This window comes from Myxococcus sp. CA033 (assembly GCF_013336625.1).
In the GTDB taxonomy this organism is placed as follows: domain Bacteria; phylum Myxococcota; class Myxococcia; order Myxococcales; family Myxococcaceae; genus Myxococcus; species Myxococcus llanfairpwllgwyngyllgogerychwyrndrobwllllantysiliogogogochensis.
In genome coordinates, this window is sequence record NZ_JABUMU010000010.1 from 59,858 (window position 1) to 81,360 (window position 21,503).

Annotated in this window: 19 protein-coding genes; 10 read left to right on the forward strand and 9 right to left on the reverse strand. The window is 68.5% G+C overall.

All coding sequences use genetic code 11. The annotated features are described in order from the left end of the window. Window positions 1–25 precede the first annotated feature (25 nt). The 4 genes from HUA78_RS23510 to HUA78_RS23525 form a co-directional block, all read right to left on the reverse strand. The gene (locus tag HUA78_RS23510) at window positions 26–607 is read right to left on the reverse strand and encodes a GNAT family N-acetyltransferase (RefSeq protein WP_174477199.1); all 582 of its coding nucleotides are present in this window, start codon (window positions 605–607) and stop codon (window positions 26–28) included. Between the two features lie 24 nt (window positions 608–631). Further along, a complete protein-coding gene (locus HUA78_RS23515; protein ID WP_174460251.1) occupies window positions 632–997 on the reverse strand; it encodes a hypothetical protein in 366 nt (121 codons plus the stop codon). A gap of 144 nt (window positions 998–1,141) precedes the next feature. Next, entirely contained in the window at window positions 1,142–1,861 is a 720-nt protein-coding gene (locus HUA78_RS23520; RefSeq protein ID WP_174460250.1) for a molybdopterin-dependent oxidoreductase, read from the reverse strand. Beyond that, a complete protein-coding gene (locus tag HUA78_RS23525; RefSeq protein WP_174455958.1) occupies window positions 1,854–2,513 on the reverse strand; it encodes a cytochrome b/b6 domain-containing protein in 660 nt (219 codons plus the stop codon). Before HUA78_RS23525 ends, HUA78_RS23520 begins: the two co-directional genes overlap by 8 nt. Window positions 2,514–2,734: 221 nt before the next feature. On the opposite strand from HUA78_RS23525, the gene HUA78_RS23530 reads away from it, so the two are divergent. Beyond that, on the forward strand, window positions 2,735–5,344 hold the full coding sequence (locus HUA78_RS23530; protein ID WP_174477200.1) for a right-handed parallel beta-helix repeat-containing protein: 2,610 nt from the start codon (window positions 2,735–2,737) through the stop codon (window positions 5,342–5,344). Between the two features lie 16 nt (window positions 5,345–5,360). On the opposite strand, the gene HUA78_RS23535 is transcribed toward HUA78_RS23530, so the two are convergent. Genes HUA78_RS23535 through HUA78_RS23545 form a run of 3 tightly spaced genes read right to left on the reverse strand, consistent with a single transcriptional unit; the run spans window position 5,361 to window position 8,188 of the window. After that, a complete protein-coding gene (locus HUA78_RS23535) occupies window positions 5,361–5,930 on the reverse strand; it encodes an imm11 family protein (RefSeq protein WP_174477201.1) in 570 nt (189 codons plus the stop codon). Between the two features lie 9 nt (window positions 5,931–5,939). Next, window positions 5,940–7,274, reverse strand: a complete 1,335-nt coding sequence (locus HUA78_RS23540) for an AHH domain-containing protein (protein ID WP_174477202.1) — start codon at window positions 7,272–7,274, stop codon at window positions 5,940–5,942. A 35-nt stretch (window positions 7,275–7,309) separates the two neighbouring features. Further along, window positions 7,310–8,188: a class I SAM-dependent methyltransferase gene (locus HUA78_RS23545; RefSeq protein WP_254623860.1), complete on the reverse strand. Its 879-nt coding sequence runs from the start codon at window positions 8,186–8,188 to the stop codon at window positions 7,310–7,312. Between the two features lie 48 nt (window positions 8,189–8,236). Here HUA78_RS23545 and HUA78_RS23550 point away from each other — a divergent pair, with 48 nt between their 5' ends. Further along, the gene (locus HUA78_RS23550; protein WP_174477203.1) at window positions 8,237–9,361 is read left to right on the forward strand and encodes a serine hydrolase; all 1,125 of its coding nucleotides are present in this window, start codon (window positions 8,237–8,239) and stop codon (window positions 9,359–9,361) included. Here the strand turns inward: HUA78_RS23550 and HUA78_RS23555 are convergent. Both HUA78_RS23555 and HUA78_RS23560 read right to left on the reverse strand, forming a co-directional pair. After that, window positions 9,342–10,247, reverse strand: a complete 906-nt coding sequence (locus tag HUA78_RS23555) for an SRPBCC family protein (protein ID WP_174455954.1) — start codon at window positions 10,245–10,247, stop codon at window positions 9,342–9,344. The genes HUA78_RS23550 and HUA78_RS23555 overlap by 20 nt on opposite strands. Then, window positions 10,244–10,603 (reverse strand): helix-turn-helix transcriptional regulator, encoded by a 360-nt coding sequence (locus tag HUA78_RS23560; RefSeq protein WP_174477204.1) that lies wholly within the window; start codon window positions 10,601–10,603, stop codon window positions 10,244–10,246. Before HUA78_RS23560 ends, HUA78_RS23555 begins: the two co-directional genes overlap by 4 nt. Before the next feature lie 106 nt (window positions 10,604–10,709). Here HUA78_RS23560 and HUA78_RS23565 point away from each other — a divergent pair, with 106 nt between their 5' ends. From HUA78_RS23565 to HUA78_RS23600, 8 genes are all read left to right on the forward strand, one after another. Continuing rightward, window positions 10,710–12,197 (forward strand): hypothetical protein, encoded by a 1,488-nt coding sequence (locus tag HUA78_RS23565; RefSeq protein WP_174477205.1) that lies wholly within the window; start codon window positions 10,710–10,712, stop codon window positions 12,195–12,197. A gap of 394 nt (window positions 12,198–12,591) precedes the next feature. Then, window positions 12,592–13,728 (forward strand): porin, encoded by a 1,137-nt coding sequence (locus HUA78_RS23570; protein WP_174477206.1) that lies wholly within the window; start codon window positions 12,592–12,594, stop codon window positions 13,726–13,728. A 106-nt stretch (window positions 13,729–13,834) separates the two neighbouring features. Beyond that, the gene (gene kdpF, locus HUA78_RS23575; protein WP_141641721.1) at window positions 13,835–13,924 is read left to right on the forward strand and encodes a K(+)-transporting ATPase subunit F; all 90 of its coding nucleotides are present in this window, start codon (window positions 13,835–13,837) and stop codon (window positions 13,922–13,924) included. 10 nt (window positions 13,925–13,934) lie between these two features. Then, entirely contained in the window at window positions 13,935–15,653 is a 1,719-nt protein-coding gene (gene kdpA / locus HUA78_RS23580; RefSeq protein ID WP_174477207.1) for a potassium-transporting ATPase subunit KdpA, read from the forward strand. Window positions 15,654–15,656: 3 nt separating this feature from the next. Continuing rightward, window positions 15,657–17,717 carry a potassium-transporting ATPase subunit KdpB gene (gene kdpB, locus HUA78_RS23585; protein WP_174477208.1) on the forward strand — a complete coding sequence of 687 codons (2,061 nt, stop codon included), beginning with the start codon at window positions 15,657–15,659 and terminating at the stop codon, window positions 17,715–17,717. 20 nt (window positions 17,718–17,737) lie between these two features. Then, window positions 17,738–18,361 (forward strand): potassium-transporting ATPase subunit KdpC, encoded by a 624-nt coding sequence (kdpC, locus tag HUA78_RS23590; RefSeq protein ID WP_174477209.1) that lies wholly within the window; start codon window positions 17,738–17,740, stop codon window positions 18,359–18,361. Window positions 18,362–18,443: 82 nt separating this feature from the next. Continuing rightward, entirely contained in the window at window positions 18,444–19,607 is a 1,164-nt protein-coding gene (locus HUA78_RS23595; RefSeq protein WP_141641717.1) for a sensor protein KdpD, read from the forward strand. Continuing rightward, window positions 19,604–21,448, forward strand: coding sequence for an ATP-binding protein (locus HUA78_RS23600; protein WP_174477210.1), 1,845 nt, complete (start codon window positions 19,604–19,606; stop codon window positions 21,446–21,448). The genes HUA78_RS23595 and HUA78_RS23600 overlap by 4 nt, the downstream gene beginning before the upstream one ends. Window positions 21,449–21,503 lie beyond the last annotated feature (55 nt).

Genomic DNA, 21,503 nt, shown 5'->3' on the forward strand with positions numbered 1-21,503 from the left:
TGCTCGGCCCCCTCGCGCGGGTGTGTCAGGGGGCCTCGGAATACGCGGCGCGGATTTCGGCCATGGGCAGGAAGAGCCGCAGGGGCCAGGGCGAGGTCGGAGGCTCGCTCTCGGCGAGCAGCGGCTCGTAGCCGAACCTCTTGTAGAAGTCGCGAGCGTGGGCGTCCTTGGCGTCCACGATGACCGCCACGGCGCCACTCTGGGCGTTGATGGTGAGCGCGCGAAGGTGGGCGTCTCCGAGGAGGTCTTCGCCATGGCCCCGGCCTCTCACGCGAGAGTCCCGTGCGAGGCGCGCGATGAGGACCGCCGGGAGCGGGTAGTGCGGCAGTCTCTTGCCCAGGTCGGGCGGAAGCGTCTCCCGTTTGAGGGTGGTCAGCGAGAGCGTGTAGTAGCCCAGGACCAGCGGTAGAGCGGGGTCGTCGGACGCGGTGCGCCGAAGGACCCAGGTCCGACTGATGTCTCGCTCCTGGTTCTGCCGGGCGGACTCACGGAAGAAGCGATTCAGGGCTTCGTGCTCACACGTGAAGCCACTGCCCGTGTCGCTCCGGGTCACCGCTTGAGTGATGGGGGCGGGAAGGACGATGTCGGACGAGGAGGGTGGTGGCATGAATCCCAGGCAAGTCCACGCGGGTTAGCGACGGCGTTGCTTGCGAACAAGTGCGCGGAGCGCGGCGGTGGGCTTCGCGGGCTTCTCGAGTCGCTTCACCACCCGGTCGAAGTCCGCATCCGGAAGGACAATCTCGACGGGGTCCTTCTGTGAGGCCTGCTCCATGTGCGTGAGCAGGGGCGTGCTGAACTCCCGCACGGTGCCCTGGGGCGTCCGTGGGAGGAACGCGAGCCGGGACCCTCGCCTGGCTTCCAGGGCGGCCTTCGTGAAGAGGGAGAGGGCCTCCTGGACCACGGTGCTCTTGTCGACCCCCAGCTCCTTGCTCAGGCGGGTGAGTTCCTTCATCGAGAAGGACGGCAGGGACGCCTGGAGACGTTCGGTCTGGGGCACGACGGGCTCCGTTCTCTTGGGGTTGCTGTGTACTGAGGTCATTAATACTCAGTTTCTACTCAGTTCAGGGTAATAGCCGAGGAGGACCGCCGCAAGAGACGGCCTGGATAGCAGGCGGGGCCGACATTGCTTGAAGGGGTGGGGCTACACGCCCGCGTACCACTCGTAGCCGCGCTCCTCCCAGTAGCCGCCGGTGGGCTCGGGGAGGAAGTTCACCTCGGTGAGGTACTTCACCATCTTGTAGCCGAGCTTCACCGCCGAGTAGAGGCGCAGCGGCGCGCCGTGCGCCGGTGACAGCGGCTGCCCGTTCATCCCGTAGGCGAGAATCGTCTGTGCGTGGAAGGCGCTCGGCCTGTCCCACGAGGACCAGTAGCCCGCATCGAACGAGCGCAGCTCCACGTAGCCAGCCCTCGGGTCCGCGCCCACGTACCTGGCGACGTCACTCACGCGCACGCCATGCCACGACGCCACCGCGCTCCAGCCCTCCACGCAGTGGTGCCGGATGCGGTACTCCGTGCGCGGCAGCCGCTGCAGGTCCGCGAGTGACAGCATCCCAGGCCGCTCGACGAGCCCACCCACCTTGAGCGCCCAACCTTGAGGCACGAGCGGCATGGACTCGGAGACGAAGTACTGGGGGAAGTCACCAGGCGGCGTGGCCTCTTCGGGCGGCAGCTCCGGAGCGAGCTGGTCCTCGTCGAAGAGAGCCCCCTGGAGCCGCTGATTGATGCGCTCCATGGCCCCGAGGAAACCCTCGCGAGGACGCGCGCTGTCACAGGCGGACGTCGTGAGCGCCGCCGCCCCGAGCAGGACGGAGCGACGCGTGAGGAGCAGAGGACGTCGCGACGGAACGAGGAGCCTAGGCATCCGGCTTCCTCCCGCCCGTCACCATCTCCCCGAACGAGCGCGGATGCAGCAACACCATGACCACGTGCCCCACCGTGAAGAGCACGAACGAGGCGAGCACGAGCAGATGGATGGCGCGCGCGGAGTCATAGCCGCCGAGCAGCGTGGCTAGCGCACCGAGCTGCACGGGCTTGTAGAGCGCGAGCCCCGAGAGCACGGCGAGGATGCCCAGTATCAGCGCGCCCGTGTACGCCAGCCGTTGCAGGCCGTTGTACAGCCCCTGGTCGGGAGGCTGTTTGCGCAGGCGCAGATAGAACGCGAGCGTGCTCACGGCGTTGCGAGTGTCGCGACGCGGGAAGAAGAGGCGCCGCCGCCACTCGCCGCTGAGGGCCAGGTAGAGCAGATACACGAAGCCGTTGAGCGCGAGGAACCCGCCGAAGGCGAAGTGCCAGCCTCGTGCACCCGCGAGCCAGTCACCGATTCGGGCCCACTCGGGAGGTGGCGTGCCCTGGAAGGGATACCAGCCATAGGGCCGCCCCTGCGTGCCGAGCATGGGATAGGCCGCGAGAATCTGCAGCCCGCTGCCCGCCATGATGACGAGCAGTGGCACGTTGACCCAGTGGGCCACGCGGATGGGCCAGGGCTGTGGGCGACGTGATTCAGGGGCTCGCACGACGCGGCAGGAGAACACCGTGCGTCAACGCCGTGCCGACGCTCCTGACGCACTGCCCGCTTCCGAACCGCGCTGCTCACCCGATGTCGTCCGCTCGACGCGGCGCTGCCTTGCGGGGCGGCGCGAGCAGGCGGGCCTCCGGGTTGGCTCGGCCGGTTGCTTGGGCGCATGGCCGCTTGCCGGTATCGTGAGACACCGGACATCGCCGAGAGGACGTCACCATGAACCGAGCGAACGCGATGCGACTGGCCCTGGTTGCCAGCGCGCTGGTGCTGGCCACGGGGTGTCATCAGGAGGAGCCGCTGGGCGTGCAGGTGGAGCCCGCGGGCTCGCTCCGGGTGGTCACCGTGCTGCCGCGCTCACTGCCGCTCGACACCGTGGCTCGCGTGGAGGCGTCCGCGACGCCGGCTCGGGGTGCTGCCGTGACCGCGGCCCTGAGCAGCTCCGAGGCACCGCTGTGGCAGGGCGTGCTGCGGAGCCTGCCTTCGGGGGCGGGAACCTCGGTGGGGGCGCGGGTGCTCGATGCGACGGGCGCTGTGCTGGGACAGGTGGACGTCCCGGGCGTGGAGTTGTTGAAACACCACGACGCGCTCGTCGTGCTGGTGCCTCGCGCGACGGACTCGGAGACGGCCCGCACGGCGCCCGTCATCGATGCGGTGGTGGGCTCGCGGGCATCGGTGTCTCCAGGAGCCGCGCTGAAGCTCCGTGCGCTGGCGCATGCCGTCGATGCGTCGGAGGTGCTGACGTATGCGTGGAGCGCGACCTCCGGCACCTTCGATGATGCGACGGCTGTCGACGCGGAGTGGACGGCGCCGCTGCGGCGTGGCGCGGTGAACCTCACGCTCGCGGTGACGAGCGCGCGAGGCGCGGTGAGTACGCTGCGCTTCTCGGTGGACGTGGAGCTGGCGGGCGGCGGGGACCTGGTGCACACGGCCTCGCTCAATCACGCGCCTGTCCTGACGGAGCTGGGGGCCCAGCCCGTGTCCCAGGCGCGCGTGGGGATTCCGGTGACGCTTCAGGCGGTGGGCGTGGATGACGACGGAGACGCCCTGACCTTCGCCTGGACCGCGACGTGTGAAGGGACTTTTGAGAACGCGGCGGCGGCGGCGACTCGCTTCACGCCGAGCGCCGCGCCTCAGGCCGCGTGTGACAACTGTCGGCTGACGTTGCGAGCGAGTGACGGCTTCGGGGCGCATCGTGAGCGCTCGTTGGACTTGTGTGTGACGAACCCGCTGCCGCCGAGCATCATCGGCGCCTCGCAGTCGGAGACGGACGTGTCGGCGGGGAGACCGGTGCGACTGACGGCGATGGCGGCGGACCCCCAGGGGGAGCCGCTGACCTTCGCGTGGACGACGAACACGGGCCTGCTGGGGAACGCGGTGCGCGAGAGGGACTCGGGTTCGGTGGACTGGGTGGTGCTGTCCTGCATACCCGTAGACACGCCTCCGACCATCACGCTGACCGTCACGAACCTTTCGGGCCTGAGCGCGACGCGGGAGTTCACGGTGGAGTGGGGGGACTTGCTGTGCGGCGAGTTCCCGTCGTGCGCCGCGACGCTGGAGGACTCGAGGGTGACGCTGGCGGCGGACTGCACCACGGAGCAGACGGTGTGGATTCCCGATGGATACACGTTCGACGGAGCGGGGCATGTGCTCACGGCGGTGGACCCGCGGGGACGGCGCTTCCGAGGCGCGGTGCTGAGCAGCCTGGGGACGACGGCGCACGTGCGAGCCGTGACGGTGGCGGCGCGAGGCCTGTCGGAGCTGGCGTGTGACGGCGGCGCGGCGCGGCTGCGGGGCATCCTGTTCGAAGGGGCGAGTGGCTCCATCGTCGACAGCGAGGTGCTCGACGTGAACCAGAAGGAGGGCGAGGGCGGTTGCCAGGAGGGCGTGGCCATCGAGGTGCGGAACGCGCGTGACGCGGAGACGGTGACCAGGGTGGAGGTGCTGCGCAACCGGGTGGCGCGCTACCAGAAGGCGGGCATCTCCGGCACGGGGCGGGTGGAGCTGAACGTGGAGGACAACCAGGTGGACGGCGGGGGGCCGGTGCCCTTCATCGCGAGAAATGGAATCCAGTTCAGTGATGGGGCGACGGGGCGGGCGACGGGGAACCGGGTGACGGGGAATGCGTACTCGGGAGGAGAGACGACGGGCTCGGGCATCCTCGTCGCGGGCGGGGCCTACTACGACATGGCGCTGTGTGAGGACGTCGTCATCTTCGAGAACACGCTGGTGGAAAACGACGTCGGCATCAACCTGTCCCAGGCGGAGGAGGACGGTGGACCCTTGTCTGTGTCGACGCGACTCCGGGTGACGCGGAACACGGTGGCGCATGATGGGCCGGTGGTGACGAACGGCTATCCCTATCAGGCGGGCATCTCCGACCTGGGAGGTGCCAACCTCATCAGCCAGAACCACGTCAGCGGGCCGGGGTACGCGCGCGAGACCGAGCCCGATGTGACGTTCGACGTGGACGTGGTGGCGGGGGCGGCATCGCGCCTGGAGTTCCTCACACCTATCCGGGAGACAGGAGTGGGGCAGTGCTCGGAGGAACTGGTGGTGCAGAGCCAGGACACGCGGGGCAACCTGTCCGCGCTGACGGCGCCGTCACTGGTGCTGGAGGTGGCGGGCACGGCGGCGCCGGGAGCGGTGCTCTACTCCGACGCGACTTGCACCCAGGCACTGGCCACTTCGGGAACGGGCTGGGCACTGGCGCTGGAGGGGCCGCAGCAGGAGGCGACGTTCTACTTCCGGGCGACACAGGCAGGAGCGCTGACGCTCACGGCCACGGGCGACGGCGCGAGCGGGACGCAGGCCCACACCGTTCGCTGAAGCGCCGCTGGACGGGTCAGACCTCAGTGAACTGAGTGCCGGTGATGTTCGCCTGCTCCAGTGCGACCTTGAGGTCCTCTGAAACGATGAGCGCGAGGTTCCATCCCCACGGTCGGAACACCTGGGCATGGCCGACGGCCTGGGCATCGATTCGCAGTCCTGAGACGGAGCGATAGTGTCCCACGCGCTCGGGTTGCTCGTGCTCTGGTTTCCAATAGAGAACCTCCCGGGAGGCCGCGTCGTCGATGCAGCGGATGAGCCGGGTGGCTACGAGCAGTACGTACTGGTCCGGTTGGCCTTGAACGTCCACGGGAATGAGCTGCACATCGTCGGGAGCCCGCTCCGCGAAGATGGCCGCTGCTCGGACATGGATGACGGGGGCCATGCCGAGCCCCGCGTTGGAGAAGTCGCGAGGGCGCCCGGGTTGGTCGAGGGGAAAGGTCAGGCGACCCGCGGCGGCAATCCGTTGGCCTGCACGGAAGCGGTAGGGGTCCTCCACTTCCTGACCGTGCTCATCCAAGGGGTCCCCCAGGTACCAATACTCGGCCTGGACGTTCTCGGAGAGCTCGAAGAAGCGGACGGTCATGGCGCGTTCTTACCGTGATTTGTGCTGGGTCAGGAGCCTGTGAATGTCTGTTCCCCGGGTCACTGCTTCCTTGGCCAGTTCCCTGAGGCCGAGCGTGAGTGCCCTGCGGCACGTCTCCACGGTGCGACAGGTGCTTGTCGCGTCGTTCAGCCGCTTGAAGACAAGTTGATGGTATTCCTGTGGATGTGGACCCTTGTGACCTGGGACATCGACGATGTTCTCGGGGTCCTTCAGCTCCATTCCCGCCTTCTTGAAGAGCTTCTCGAACCTCGGAGTCCAGGGGCCACCCCGTGCCGGGGAGACACTGTTCTTGTTCGTGGCGAGGTGGTGGTTCTGGCTCATCCCTCGTCCCGCCATGGCCATCGCGTTGGGAGCCAGCACGATGGTGATGGACTGGGCCGTGATGGCCACCGATTCCACACTGCTCAGGGCGGCGTACGAGTAACCAGCCTGGGTCTCCACTGCGATGGCCGCCTGTGCCGAGCCGGGCAATCGCAGGGACTTCGCGGCCAGTCCCGCCGTCTCTCCCACTGCCGCCGCAGCCAGCATCACGAAGATGCGCGCCGCGCTCTCGCCCATCACCTCTCCGTAGCTCTCTCCCGCCTCGCGGAGTTGGTCGAAGGAGGTGGCCTGGTCCACTCGTCGCACCAACGTCACCCAGCCGTCGATGAGGCGGAGCACCGTGTCCACGCCCAGATAGGCGATGGCGGCGGCAGTCAAGGTCGCCGCGACGCCTTTAGAAACGGGCTCGGGGAGTGACCAGAGGAGCATGTACATCGTCACGGACGCCGTGAGGGTGGATAGGAGCGCCTCTGGATTCGCCATGTCCGTGAAGGCTTCCGCGGTCTCCTCCCACACCGAGCTCATCGCGATGGCCATTGCCAGCGTGTATTTGCCATCACTGGCCAGCAAAGGGCCCTCTTCCAGCAATCGCAGGCAATCTCCAGGGCGACCCTTGCGCTGACACCATTGGCCATACGCATGTGTCAGCTCCTCGTCCGCATAGGACTCCAACAGATGGAGGTCCGAGGTCGCCCTGGCTTGCTGTGGGACGAGTCGCTGGCCGTGCTGCTCGATGCGATACACCCCACTTCGGGTGGGCATTCCGAAGCGCTCTCGCGCCTCGCTCATCGAGTGCCGGAAGGGTTTCACGTCTCGGGCGAGCGACGTGAGGGCCGCCACGAACTCCTCGTCATCAGGATGGGCCTCCTCCAACGGGTGGTCGGCATCTTCGTGAGGAATGACACTCCACGAGGCTTGCCCCGTGTGCAGGATGACCTGGCGGGTCGTCGAGCAGCCCGTGCCGAACAACAGCCCCAGGATGATGGCCCAGCGGAGTGCCATGGAGGTTCTCCATGCTTCGTGCGGAACGACGGACTCTACTCCGGTGACAGGGGATGCCGCCCCGTGGCCGTCACCTGCCGCATGCCCCACCGCATGGGGATGGTGCCGTCGGTGCGACGCAAGGGCTCCACGGCCTGGACAAAGGCGTGCTTGAGGGAGGCTCGCGCCGCCGTGGAGAGCCGATCCGCGTCATAGGTCGTGCTGAGCGACTCCCACGCGTGCTCCGGCGTCGCATCTCCCTGAACCTCGAGCCGGCGGATGTCCACGTGCGTGAAGCCGCCGAACAGCCCCGTCAGTCCTTCCACGGAGCGCACCCGCGCATCCCCCAGCGGCATGGGGACCCGCGCCTCCGCGGCCAGCAGGGGCTTGAGCAACCCCAGATACACCTCGAACGCCTCGCCTCGCACCAGGTCGCCACCGACGACGACGGACACCCTCCCCGTCGGCTTCAGCACCCGCTGTATCTCCGCGAGCACCGTCTCCACGTCGTCCATCAACATCAGCGCCAGATGGCTCAGCACCACGTCGACACTCGCCTCCGCGAGCGGCAGTGACTGCGCGCGCCCCAGATGCAACGTCGCCGCGCCGTTCAGCCGCGCCCGCGCCACCGCGAGCTCGTGCTCACTCATGTCGAGCCCCACCAGCGCGAGCCCGGGCTGGTTCCTCCGCGCGAGCAGCTCCAGCAGATACCCATCACCACACGCCAGGTCGAGCACTACCTGGGGGCCGTCCTCCTTCGGCACCGCCGCCTCCAGGAGCGCATAGGTGGACGGGAACACCTCACCGTCGCGCAGCACGGGAGCACCTCCGAACTCACGCGAAGTCACCCCGGCGAGGCGACGATGGAAGTCCAGCAGGTAGGACTCGGCGGGAGAGGGCGAGGACATGCCGAAATAAACCCACGTTCGCCGCATCCCCGCCACCTTCCGCAACTTCCGGAGCTGACGCGTGTTGCTACTCCCATGCCCCTGCGCGCCCTGTTTCTCTCTCTCGTCTGTGCCGTCCTCGCCTGTGCTCCTCCTGCTCCAGAAGAAGGGGCCACCGAGACGCCCACCTCTCAACCTGAAGCCACCGTGGCGTCCCCCCGGGACGTCCCGCACGGTCTGACGGCCCCCCTCGTCTTCCCCACGGATGACGCGAGCTGGCCCACGGTGAGTCCAGCCAGCACGGGCTGGGACGTGGCGAAGCTCAACGCCGCGCTCGACTTCGCGGGCTCCCGCGACACCCGGGCCATCGTCATCCTCCAAGATGGGAAGCTGCTCGCCGAGCGCTACTGGCTGGCGAACTCGAACTTCATGCGCGACATCGCCTCCGCGCAGAAGAGCGTCGTCTCCGTGCTCGTCGGCATCGCGGTGGACAAGCAACTGCTCTCGCTCGACGAGCGCGTCACTCCCATTCTCGGCGCCGGCTGGTCCAACACGGGCGCGCTGGCCGAGGCCCGCATCACCGTGCGCCACCTGCTGACCATGACGAGCGGCCTGAACACGTCCCTCGGACTTCAGGCGGCCCCCGGAACGACGTGGCTGTACAACAACGACGCCTATCACCGGCTGCGCATGATTCTGGAGCGGCGCACGGGCCTGGGCATCGACGCGCTCTCCCGCGCCTGGTTGTTCAACACGCTGGGCGCGACGCGCAGCCAGTGGGAGCAGCGCTCCGATACGGACAGCAAGGGCCTGCCCCTGTGGGGCCTGACGATGAGCGCGCGAGACCTGGCGCGCTTCGGCCTGCTGCTGCTCGCGGACGGGGCGTGGGCGGGAACCCGGGTCGTCTCCTCGGCGTACCTCTCCACCGCGACCCACTCCTCGCAGACGCTCAACCCCGCCTATGGCCACCTGTTCTGGCTCAATGGCAAGGCCTTCACCCTGATACCGCCGCTGAGCGCGCGCATCGACGGCCCGCTCATTCCCAGCGCACCGCAGGACGTCTTCGCCGGACTGGGCAAGGACGACCAGAAGGTCTACGTCAGCCGCTCACTGGGCCTCGTGGTGACGCGGCTGGGTGCTCAGGCGGGGACTCGCTCGGCGGAGACGCTGTCCGACTTCGACGAGGAGCTGTGGGCCCGAATCATGGCCGCGCGGCTCTGACCCGCGAGGCGAGGTGGGCCGCGAGCCGGTCGAAGTTCTGCTCGTTCGCGGCCTCCACGAACCCGCGCACCTTCTCGACCTCGTCCTTCGACTCGAACCGCATGCGCCACGTGAGCCGCGTCCGCGCCCCTTCGTCCGCGAAGTCCATCCGCATCTCGAAGTGATGCGTCTGCTGGTGGTGCTGGATGACGATGCGCTCGGCCGGCACCACCTCGATGAACTCCTTGTCCATCGCGTAGCGCGCTCCCTCCGCGCTCTGCATCGTGAAGCGCCACTTGCCGCCGGGGCGCAGCTCGAATTGCTCGAACGTGTTCGTCGAGCCTTGCGGCCCCCACCACAGCGTCAGCTGCTCCGGGTCGCTGAACGCCGCATAGACCTGCTCACGGGGCGCATCGATGAGCCGGGACGAGATGATGTCGCGCGAGGACTCCAGGATGAGCGCCAGCCGGTCGAAGTGCGCCGCCGTGCCCTCCTCGCGAGAGCGGGTGCCGTCTTCCCCGTCGAGGAACGCGGCCTGCTCGGTGAAGACCATCCGCGTCCCACCGGTCTTCGTGGCGTGGAGCTCCACCGTGGCCAGGGACACGGAGAGGTGCTTGTCGCCCACGCTCATGTCGTAGGCGTAGACCATCCGCTCGTTCGGGATGATGTCGTGATAGCGCGCGGTGAAGACGGTGGAGTGCTTGCCGCCGAACTGCCCATGCAGCAGCTCCTGGCCGCCCACGCGGAAATCCAGCTCGCGCTTCACGAGCGTCCAGCGGTCCGGCGGACCGATGAACCACTGCGCCTTCGTCTCCACGTCCGACCATGCGGCGAAGACGCGAGCGGGTGACGCCTTGTAGGTGCGCTCGATGGTGAACGAGCCATGCACGACGGGAGGGGTCTTCATGTCTTGGCCTTCTTTCGAGGGGTGGGGTTCGGGCGCTCGGGCCCATCGAGCAGCTCGCCGAGTCGGTCGAAGCGGCGCTCCCAGAGTCCGCGCCGGTTCGACAGCCAGTCCTCGGCCACGCGCAGTCCACCAGGCTCGAGCTGACAGGAGCGGACGCGTCCGATTTTCTCGGTGCGCACCAGCCCGCTCTCCTCGAGCACCTGGAGGTGCTGCACGACGGCGGCGAGCGTGATGTCGAGCGGCTTCGCCAGGTCGCTGACCGACAGGGTTCCCCGACTCAGCCGCTCGACGATGGCGCGCCGATTGGAATCGCCCAGGGCATGGAAGATACGGTCGACGGCGCCATGGTTAAGCATGGACTTGAGTATTGGCGAGGGGTCGCCGGATAGTCAAGTCGCGACTTGAGTATGGGTCGGGCCTGAATCGAAGCCGGGTTGCGGTGGCCTCGGCTATCCTGTCCGGGTGAGCCACCTGCTGAAGGAGTTGCTGGGACGCACGGAGGAGGCGCTCGCTCGGCGGGAGGATGATGCGGCCCTCACGCTCCTGTTGGAGGCGTGGAAGGAGTGCCGAGCCGAGCCCGTCATCGCGCTCATCCAGCGGCTCTCGGACCACCTCGCCACGGGGCTCCCTTTCTTCGAGGTGCCCATCCGCTGGGTCCTCGAGGAGGTCCGCCGGCATCCCACGGACCTTCCCCGAGCGCTGGGATGGCTGCGGGAACGCGCGGCGAGTCTTTCGCGCTGTGCGTTCTCCACGGACCTCGACCGGCTGCGACGATGGTGGCCCGCGGATCCGCGCATCATTCCGCTCCTGCTCACCCTCGTCCGTCTTCCGGGAGCGGAGACTCCAGGCGAGCTGAAGATGCTTTGCAGCCTCTTCATGTACGTGGGGGCGCCCTATGACGTGGAGCCCCTGCGCGAGCTGAAGGCCCGACTCCCTTCAACGCAAGGGGAGGAGGTCGAGCGGTTCGACCTCGTCATCCGGCTGGGCGCTCGTTGGGTTCCTCCCGTGCTCGATGCGGAGACCCTGGCGCGGTGTGACGCGCTGAAGGAGGTCATCGAGGAGCGGGTGGAGAGTGCGCGCCTCGACGCTGCGACTCGGGAGGCGCTGTTCGCCCGCGTCTATGAGGCGCCGGAGGATGACTCCGCCCGGCAGGTGTTGGCCGACCAGTTGCTTGAGCAGGGCGACCCACTGGGGGAGTTCATCATGCTCCAGTATGCGAAGGCGCCGGATGAGGAGCGCATCGCTCGACTGCTCGTGGCGAACCGGGAGCGGTGGCAGGCGCCGTTGGGACCTTACGTCGAGCGAGGCTACACCCGCTTCGAGCGGGGCTTTCCCGTCGCGGTCCGCCCGATAAAGGGGGACCACTTCCCCAAGTCCTTTCCCAAGCCGGAGCCCGGCTGGAACACGGTGGAGGAACTCCACTGGAATCCGGAGCACCACAGCGACGGCAATGACGTCGCGCAGTGGGGGCGCATGCTCCGGCACCCCGCGTTGCGCCGTGTAACGAGGCTGCTGAATGTTCCAGGCGAGCTGGTGAGCTTGCTGTCCGCGAACAGCTCCGTGAGGCGGCTGGAGTTGAAGAGCTCATTTGAGAGCGGCCTGGCCGATGCGCTGACGGCCCTGCCCCACCTGACGTGGCTGACCATCCCCTATGCCTCGACGGACCTCTTCATCCGGTGTGCCCACTCCCGTCTGGCTTCCCAGTTGGAGTACTTCAAGGCCTCTGGGGAAGATGGGTTCTGGAGGCTCGAGGTGACCCGAGGCGCGGAGGTTCCCATCCGGGCCACCGTCACGGGACCGCGTGCGCGGGAGTTCGCGCCCGTCCTCCTTGCCGCCGCGAGGTTCAGCTCCCAGGGGCTCCGGATTGAATTTCGGGACGGAGCCGAGGAGCAGGGCGGGGCGCCGCTGCGCGAGGCGCTTGCCGCCTACGCACGGGTCATCCGGGAGTGAGCAGAGAACTCCCGCGCACGCTCAGAGCCTGAAGTTCGCGGCGACGAGCAGCAGGGTCTGCTCACGGCGTGAATCCACGGTGAAGCCCTCGGTGGCGTGCCGTCCTCCACGAAAGGTCTGACTCTCAGCCAGCGCGAACATGTGGAGCCATCCGCGCCGTACATCGCGCGGGATGCGAGGACCCTTCCCCGGCTTCGTGCGAAACGCGCGGTGCTTCCAGGTGTCAGTGCGCCCGGCCTTGTCCCTGTCCGCAGAGCCTCAAGCTGCACGATGCCTGGCGGCCTGTCGTGCAGGTTGCAATCCTGCCCCACGGGGCATGTCCGCAACCCCTCGGAACACCTAGGGTCCTAGGGGGAGGGGGTTGGTACGGGCGGTGCTCAAGGGGGGCACACCTATGTGGCCTCTCACCACGCCTCCATTGCTGCTCTCCCTGCTGCTCCAGCAGGCCGACGCCTCCTCGCCACCACTTCAAGGACCCACGGATACCCAGGCCGAAGCGGAGGCCCCTGGCTTCTTCTCCCGATTGAAGCCCGAGGGAGGCGTCGACGTGTACTTCGGCCACAACTTCAACCGGCCCGCGAACGCCGCGAACTTCATCCCCGGCACCGGCACCTCCGCGAAGCGCGACAGCGAAGTGGCCATCAACCTGGCCTCCATCGGCGTGAGCGTGGCCCCGGCGCCGGTGGGCTTCAAGGTGCTCCTCGGCTTCGGCACGGGAGCGGAGGTGGTCCACGCGGCCGAGCCCGAGGGCGTCGCCTCCGGGCCCGACTTGTGGCGCTACGTGCAGCAGGCCTCGCTGTCCTTCGCCACCGGCCCGCTGACGTTGGAGGCCGGGCTCTATCCGAGCCACATCGGGCTGGAGTCCTTCCAGTCGCAGCTCAACTGGACGTACACGCGCTCGTGGATGGGCGAGCTGTCGCCCTACTACCAGACGGGCCTCAAGGGCACGTACGCGCTGGATGACGCGTGGAGCGTGCAGCTCCAACTCCTCAATGGCTGGCAGACCATTGGTGACAACAACCGGGGCCTCGCGCTGGGCACCCAGGTGGCCTACGCGGGCAAGCGCCTGTCCGCGTCCTTCAACACCTTCATCGGAAACGAAGGCACCGAGGGCAGCGACGGCCTGAGGCTCTTCGCGGACGCGGTGGCGACGTACGCGGTGACGGAGTCGTTCAAGCTCGCGGCCACCGTGGACGCCGGCACCCAGCGGATTCCCGGCGCGGACCGCGCGGTCTGGTACGCGGCGGGACTCAACGCCCGCGTCCAGCTCACCGAGCCCGTGGCGTTGGCCGCGCGCGTGGAAGCGTATCGCGACGCCGACGGGCTCATGACGGGCGTGGAGCAGACGCTGTCGGGGGGCACGCTCACCCTGGAGGTGAAGCCCGCCGAGCAGCTCACGCTCAAGGTGGAGGCGCGGCATGACCGCTCGACGGCGGACGTCTTCGCCAGCCGCGCCACCACCGATGAAGGTGCCCCCGTCCTCAAGGACTCCGAGACGCTCATCGTCCTCGGAGCCACCGCCTGGTTCTGAACCTGGAGTCCGTCCATGGACGTCGTCCTCATCCTCGTCACCCTTGGTTTCTTCGCGCTCGCGTGGGGCTACTCCCACGGCTGCGAGCGCCTGTGAGGTCCTCCCGATGACTTTCGAATACGCCGCTGGCGCCGTGCTCGCCGTGCTGCTCACCGCCTACCTCGTCTACGCCCTGCTCCGTCCCGAGCGCTTCTAGGGACTCCGCCATGACCCTCATTGGTTGGTTGCAGATTGTGTTGTTCTTCGCCCTCCTGCTCGCGCTGACGAAGCCGCTGGGCACCTATCTCTTCCGCGTCTTCGAAGGGGAGACGCAGCCGTTGCCGCGCGTGCTCGGCCCCGTGGAGCGCGTCCTCTTGCGCCTGACGGGCGCCAGCGCGCGTCGCGAGCAGACGTGGGTGGAGTACTGCGGCGCGCTCCTGGCCTTCAGCGTCGTCGGCATGCTCATCCTCTACGGGCTCCAGCGCGCGCAGCACGTGCTGCCGCTCAACCCGCAAGGCCTGGGCGCGGTGGGACCGGAGCTGTCGTTCAACACGGCGGCCAGCTTCGTCGCCAACACCAACTGGCAGTCGTACGCCGGTGAGTCCACCATGAGCTACCTCACGCAGATGGTGGGGCTGGCGTGGCAGAACTTCGTCTCCGCGGCGGCGGGGCTCGGCGTGGCGTTGGCGCTGGCGCGCGGCTTCACGCGCCGCCCGGGGCCGGAAGGAGCCAAGACGCTGGGCAACTTCTGGGTGGATGTGGTGCGCGGCACGCTCTATGTGCTGCTGCCGCTGTGCTTCGTCGTGGCGCTGTTCTTCGTCTCGCAGGGCATGTTGCAGAACTTCGCGCCGTACCACGAGCTGACCACGCTGGAGGGCGCGAAGCAGACGCTCGCCATGGGTCCGGTGGCCTCGCAGGAGGTCATCAAGATGCTGGGCACCAACGGCGGTGGCTTCTTCAACGCCAACAGCGCGCACCCCTTCGAGAACCCGACGCCGCTCACCAACCTGGTGCAGATGCTGCTCATCTTCTCCATCCCCTCCGCCCTCACGTACACGTACGGGAAGATGACGGGGGACACGAAGCAGGGCTGGGCCCTCTTCGCGGCCATGTCCATCCTCTTCTTCGCGGGCGCCACCGCCGCGTACGCCGCCGAGTCCCAGCCCAACGCCGCCGTGGCCTCCGCGCAGGTGGCGCAGGTGGGCAACCTGGAGGGCAAGGAGGTGCGCTACGGCATCACCGCGTCCGCCCTCTTCGCCACCGTCACCACGGACGCGTCGTGCGGCGCCGTCAACTCGATGCACGACAGCTTCAACCCGCTGGGCGGTCTGGTGCCGCTGGTCAACATGCAGCTGGGCGAGGTCATCTTTGGCGGAGTGGGGGCGGGCCTCTACGGCATCCTCATCATGGTGGTGCTGTCCGTCTTCATCGCCGGCCTGATGGTGGGCCGCACGCCCGAGTACCTGGGCAAGAAGATTGAAGCGAAGGAGATGAAGCTCGCGATGCTCTACGTGCTCATCTTCCCGCTGTTCATCCTGGGGATGTCCGCGGTGGCGGCGGTGATTCCGCAGGGCGTGTCCTCGCTGAACAACGCGGGACCGCACGGCCTGACGGAAATCCTCTACGCGTTCACCAGCGCCACGGCGAACAACGGCAGCGCGTTCGCGGGCCTCAACGCCAACACACCCTTCTGGAACATCTCCCTGGGGCTGGCCATGCTCGGCGGGCGCTTCCTGATGATTGTCCCCGCGCTGGCCATCGCCGGCTCCATGGTGGGCAAGAAGGTGGTGCCGGCGGGTCCGGGCACCTTCCCGACGAATGGCGCCCTGTTCACCGGCCTGCTGGTGAGCATCGTGGTCATCGTCGGTGCGCTCACCTTCTTCCCCGCGCTCTCCCTGAGCCCCATCGTCGAGCACTTCCTCGCCGGGGCCGGAAAGGTCTACTGAGCCATGAGCTCCGCATCCTCGAAGCCGGCGTCGCTGTTCGACGTGTCTCTCCTCAAACCCGCGCTGCTGGACAGCCTGAAGAAGCTCCACCCGCGTGACGTGGCGCGCAACCCCGTCATGTTCGTGGTGTGGGCGGGCAGCCTGCTCACCACGGTGCTGGTGGTGAAGGACCTCGTTTCGCCGCGCACCGACGGCGCGCCCTTGTGGTTCACCGTCTGGGTGGCGGTGTGGCTGTGGTTCACCGTGTTGTTCGCGAACTTCGCGGAGGCCGTGGCGGAAGGGCGCGGCAAGGCCCAGGCCGGCGCGCTGCGAAAGATGCGCAAGGACACCACCGCGCGGCGACTGGTGGACGGGCGCGAGGAGCGTGTGCCCGCGCCGAACCTGCGCAAGGGCGACCTCGTCGTCTGCGAGGCGGGTGACCTCATCCCGGGTGACGGTGAAGTGGTGGAGGGCATCGCCAGCGTGGACGAGTCCGCGATTACCGGCGAGTCCGCGCCGGTGATTCGCGAGTCCGGTGGAGACCGCTCGGCGGTGACGGGTGGAACCAAGGTGCTGTCGGACCGGATTGTCGTGCGCATCGCCGTCAACCCGGGTGAGTCCTTCCTGGACCGGATGATTGGCCTGGTGGAGGGCGCGGCCCGGCAGAAGACGCCGAACGAGATAGCGCTGCACATCCTGCTGGTGGGCCTGACGGTGGTCTTCCTGCTGGCGTGTGTGTCGCTGGTGCCGCTGGCGCTCTACTCCGGTGTGCCGCTGTCGGGTACGGCCGTCGTGGCGCTGCTGGTGTGTCTCATCCCCACGACGATTGGCGGCCTGTTGAGCGCCATCGGCATCGCCGGCATGGACCGGCTCTTGCGCAAGAACGTGCTGGCCATGAGCGGCCGTGCGGTGGAGGCGGCGGGAGACGTGGACACGCTGCTGCTCGACAAGACGGGCACGATTACGCTGGGCAACCGCATGGCCACGGAGCTGCTGCCCATGCCGGGTGTCCGCATGGAGGACCTGGCGGAGGCGGCGCAGCTGGCGAGCCTGGCGGACGAGACGCCCGAGGGGCGCTCCATCGTCACGCTGGTGAAGGACACGTACAAGATGCGTCCGCGCGAGCTGCTGGCGCACCACGCGACGTTCGTCCCGTTCACCGCGCAGACGCGCATGAGCGGGTGTGACCTGGTGGACCCGCACCCGCGTAGCATCCGCAAGGGCGCGGTGGATGCCATCGTCAAGCACGTGCAGGCCCAGGGCGGCGCGGTGCCGACGGAGCTGTCCTCGGTGGCGGGCCGCATCGGTGACGCGGGCGGCACGCCCTTGGCGGTGGCGGATGGCTCGCGGCTGCTCGGCATCATCCACCTGAAGGACGTGGTGAAGGGCGGCATCAAGGAGCGCTTCGACCGCTTCCGGGCCATGGGCATCCGCACGGTGATGATTACCGGCGACAACCCGCGCACCGCCGCGGCGATTGCTCGTGAGGCGGGCGTGGATGACTTCCTCGCGGAGGCGACGCCCGAGGCGAAGCTGGCGCTCATCCGCACCGAGCAGGGCAAGGGCAAGCTGGTGGCGATGACGGGTGACGGCACCAACGACGCGCCCGCGCTCGCCCAGGCCGACGTCGGCGTGGCGATGAACACCGGCACGCAGGCGGCGAAGGAGGCGGGGAACATGGTGGACCTCGACTCCAACCCCACCAAGCTGCTGGAGGTGGTGGAGGTGGGCAAGCAGCTCCTGATGACGCGCGGGACGCTGACGACGTTCTCCATCGCCAACGATGTGGCGAAGTACTTCGCCATCCTCCCGGCGTTGTTCATGGGGGTGTTTCCCCAGATTGCTCCGCTCAACGTGATGGGCCTGTCGTCGCCGTACAGCGCGATTCTGGCGGCGGTCATCTTCAACGCGCTCATCATCATCGCGCTGATTCCCCTGGCGCTGCGCGGTGTGCGTTACCGCCCGCTGGGCGCGGCGGCCCTGCTGCGGCGCAGCCTGCTCGTCTACGGAGTCGGCGGCGTCATCGTTCCCTTTGTCGGCATCAAGGCCCTGGACGTGTTGCTCACGGCCGTGGGCCTGTCCTGAAAGTGAAAGGGCTCCTCATCATGGTCACCACTCTTGTCACCGCCCTGCGCGCCTGTGTCGTCACCCTGGTGCTCACGGGTGTGCTGTATCCGCTCGCCGTCACCGGCGTGGCGCAGTTGTTGTTCCCCTCCCAGGCCCAGGGCTCGCTCGTGAAGGACGAGCAGGGCCGCGTGGTGGGCAGCGCGCTGATTGGTCAGGGCTTCACCCGAGGCGGCTACTTCCAGCCACGCCCGTCGGCGGCGGGTGCTGGCTACGACGCGGCGGCGTCCTCGGGCAGCAACCTGGGGCCGACGTCCCAGAAGCTCCGGGACCGGGTGACGGCGGAGGTCGAGCGCCTGCGCCAGGAGAACCCGGACACGCCAGGGCTGGTGCCCGGTGAGCTGGTCACCACGTCGGCGTCCGGCCTGGACCCGCACCTTTCGCCGGAGGCGGTGCGCTGGCAGGCGCCGCGCGTGGCGAAGGCGCGAGGCGTGGCGCCGGAGCGCGTACTCGCGGTGGTGAACTCGCACGTCGAGGGACGGACGCTCGGCGTGCTGGGCGAGCCGCGCGTCAACGTGCTGCTGCTGAACCTGGCGCTGGACCGGCAGTTCGGTCGGCTCGCCTCGGAGCCTTCACAGCCGATGGGCGCGGTGACTCCCGAGTGACGGAGTCCATTCTCCCCATGCATTCGTGCGGAGGCGCGGGCATTGTCGCTCGCGCCTCCGCTGTGGAGGTCCGAGGGTGACGATGACGCGACGTTCGCGTGCGGAGGACTTCCTGGAGCTGGTGGAGCGGGGCCGGCGCGGTCGGCTCAAGCTCTACATCGGCTTCGCGGCTGGCGTGGGGAAGACGTACCGCATGCTGGAGGAGGCGCACGCGCTCAAGCGCCGGGGCGTGGACGTGGTGCTCGGCTTCGTGGAGACCCACGGTCGCAAGGAGACAGAGGCCCTGGTGGAGGGGCTGGAGGTGGTGCCACGCAAGGAGCACACCTACCGCGACGTCACGGTGGAGGAGATGGACCTGGACGCGGTGCTGGCGCGCAGGCCCCAGGTCGCGGTGGTGGACGAGCTGGCCCACACCAACCTGCCGGTGTGTCGACACCGCAAGCGCTACCAGGACGTGCAGGAGCTGCTCGACGCGGGCATCAACGTCATCGGCGCCTTCAACGTGCAGCACCTGGAGAGCCTCAATGACCTGGTGGAGCGCACCACCGGCGTCATCGTGCGCGAGACGCTCCCCGACAGCTTCCTCAAGGGCGCCGACCAGGTGGTGAACCTGGACCTGGCGGTGGAGGACCTCCACGAGCGGCTGAAGGCGGGGAAGATCTACGCGGAGGACAAGGTGCCACGTGCCCTGGAGAGCTTCTTCAAGGGAGAGAACCTGTCCACGCTGCGCGAGCTGGCGCTGCGAGAGGTGGCGGAGAGCCTGGACCGCGCCACCGCCGGGCTGCCGTCGCGCGCGGGAGACGAGGGACAGCAGAAGGGCGCGTCCTGGGGCCGGGTGCTGGTGGCGCTGTCGAGCTACCCGCCGCGCGCGGCCACCCTGCTGCGGCGAGGCTCGCGCATGGCGGGGCGGCTGAACACGGACTGGTTCGTGGTGTACGTGGAGACGCCGCGCGAGGCCCCGCATCTCATCGACGCGGAGGCGCAGCGGCACCTGCTCGCCAACATCGAGAAGGCGAAGGAGCTGGGCGCGGAGGTGGTGCGGCTGCGCTCGAAGGACCCGGTGGAGGCGATTCTCGACTTCGCGCGCTCGCACGGTGTGGGCCACATCATGGTGGGCCGCTCGCATCAGCCCTGGTGGAGGCGGGCCTTGGGGCGCGCGGCGGACGTGCGGCTGCTGCGCGAAGGCGAGGGCTTCGACATCCATGTCGTGGCCTTCGACCCCGCGCCCGAGGAGAAGCGCTCATGACGCTGAGGCTGAGGTTGCTGCTGGCCCAGGCTCCCCTGGCCCTGGCCCTGGCCCTGGTGGGCGTGGTCGCCGTCGTCACGTTGGCCCGGCTGGGGCGCTCCGGGCAGCGCATCCTCCAGGACAACTACCGCAGCGTGCTCGCGACGCAGCGGATGACCGAGCAACTGGAGCGGATGGACAGCGCCGCCCTGTTCATCGTCGCTGGGGAGCTGGAGCGGGGTGAGGCCCAGCAGTCCGCGCAGCGTCAGGTGCTGGAGTCGGAGCTGCGCCTTCAAGAAAGCAACATCACCGAGCCTGGCGAGGGCGAGGCCACGCGCAGGCTGCGCGCGGGTTGGATGCGCTATCAGACGGCGTATGACGCATTCCTCCTGTTGTCCTCGGAGGCGGAGCGGAAGGTGGTGTACTTCCGAAGCATCGAGCCCGCCTTCCGTGAGGTGAAGGAGGCGGCGGCGTCCATCCTGGCGCTCAACCAGGACGCGATGGTGCACAAGAGCGAGGAGCTGCGGCGGCAGAGCGACCAGGTGAACACGCTGATGGTGCTGGCGGTGCTGGCGGCCTTCGGTGTGGGTTTGTTCGCCTCCACGTCCCTCACGCAGCGCGCGCTGCGGCCCGTGTCGGTGCTGTCGCAGGCGGTGCGGCGACTGGGCCGGGGTGACTACGCGGTGCGCGCGGTGGTGGAGGGGACGGACGAAATCGCGCAGCTCGGGCAGGACTTCAACTCGATGGCGGAGGCGCTCCAGCAGTATCGCCAGAGCAGCCTGGGCGAGCTGCTCCAGGCGCAGTCCGCCTCGCAGGCGGCCATCGACAGCCTGCCGGACCCGGTGGTGGTGTTCGGCTCGGATGGGGTGTTGCTCAACGTCAACCGCTCGGCGGAGGACGTGCTGAAGCTGTCGCTGGAGGGGGGAGGGGACGTGCTGGGCCGCGTGGTGCCGGAGGCGCGCGAGGTGCTGGAGCGGGTGCGCGGCCATGTGCTGGGTGGCAAGGGCGCGTATCAGCCTCGCGGCTACGAGGAGGCGGTGCGGGTGGAGCTGGCGGATGGAGACCGGTGGCTCCTGCCGCGTGGGAGTCCGGTGTACGGGGAGACGGGCGAGGTGGTGGGCGCCACGGTGATTCTCCAGGACGTGACGCGGCTGCGTCGCTTCGACGAGCTGAAGAACGACCTGGTGGCCACGGTGGCGCATGAGTTCCGCACGCCGCTGACGTCGCTGCGCATGGCGGTGCACCTGGTGGCGGAGGGCATGGTGGGCGCGGTGACGGAGAAGCAGGCGGACCTGCTGTTCGCGGCGCGCGAGGATTGCGAGCGTTTGCAGGGCATCGTCGATGACCTGTTGGACTTGTCTCGCATCCAGGCGGGGCAGCTCCGGCTGGAGGTGCGGCGGGTGCCGGCGGAGGAGCTGGTGGAGGCGGCGCTGGACTCACAGCGCTCGGCGGCGGCGGAGCGCGGGGTGCGCCTGTCGAGGCAGGTCGGGCTGGAGGTGGAGTCAGTGGACGTGGACCCGGACCGGCTGGGCCTGGTGTTGGGGAACCTGGTGGGCAACGGGGTGAAACACACGCCGGCGGGGGGCGAGGTGGAGGTGCGAGTGGCTCGCGAGGGAACGCACGTGCGCTTCGAGGTGCGGGATACGGGCGAGGGCATCGCGCCGGAGCAGCAGGGCCGCATCTTCGAGAAGTTCTACCGCGCACCCGGGGCACCGGTGGGTGGCGCGGGGTTGGGGTTGTCCATCGCGAAGGAAATCGTCCAGGCGCACGGCGGAGAGCTGGGCGTGGTGAGCGCTCCGGGACGAGGGAGCACGTTCTGGTTCACGTTGCCTCAGCAAGCGGCGGCGGTGGAGCCGACGTGACACTCCCGCCCGTGCTCCTTGTCGGAGGCACGGGCGGGAGCTCGTTCACCAGGAG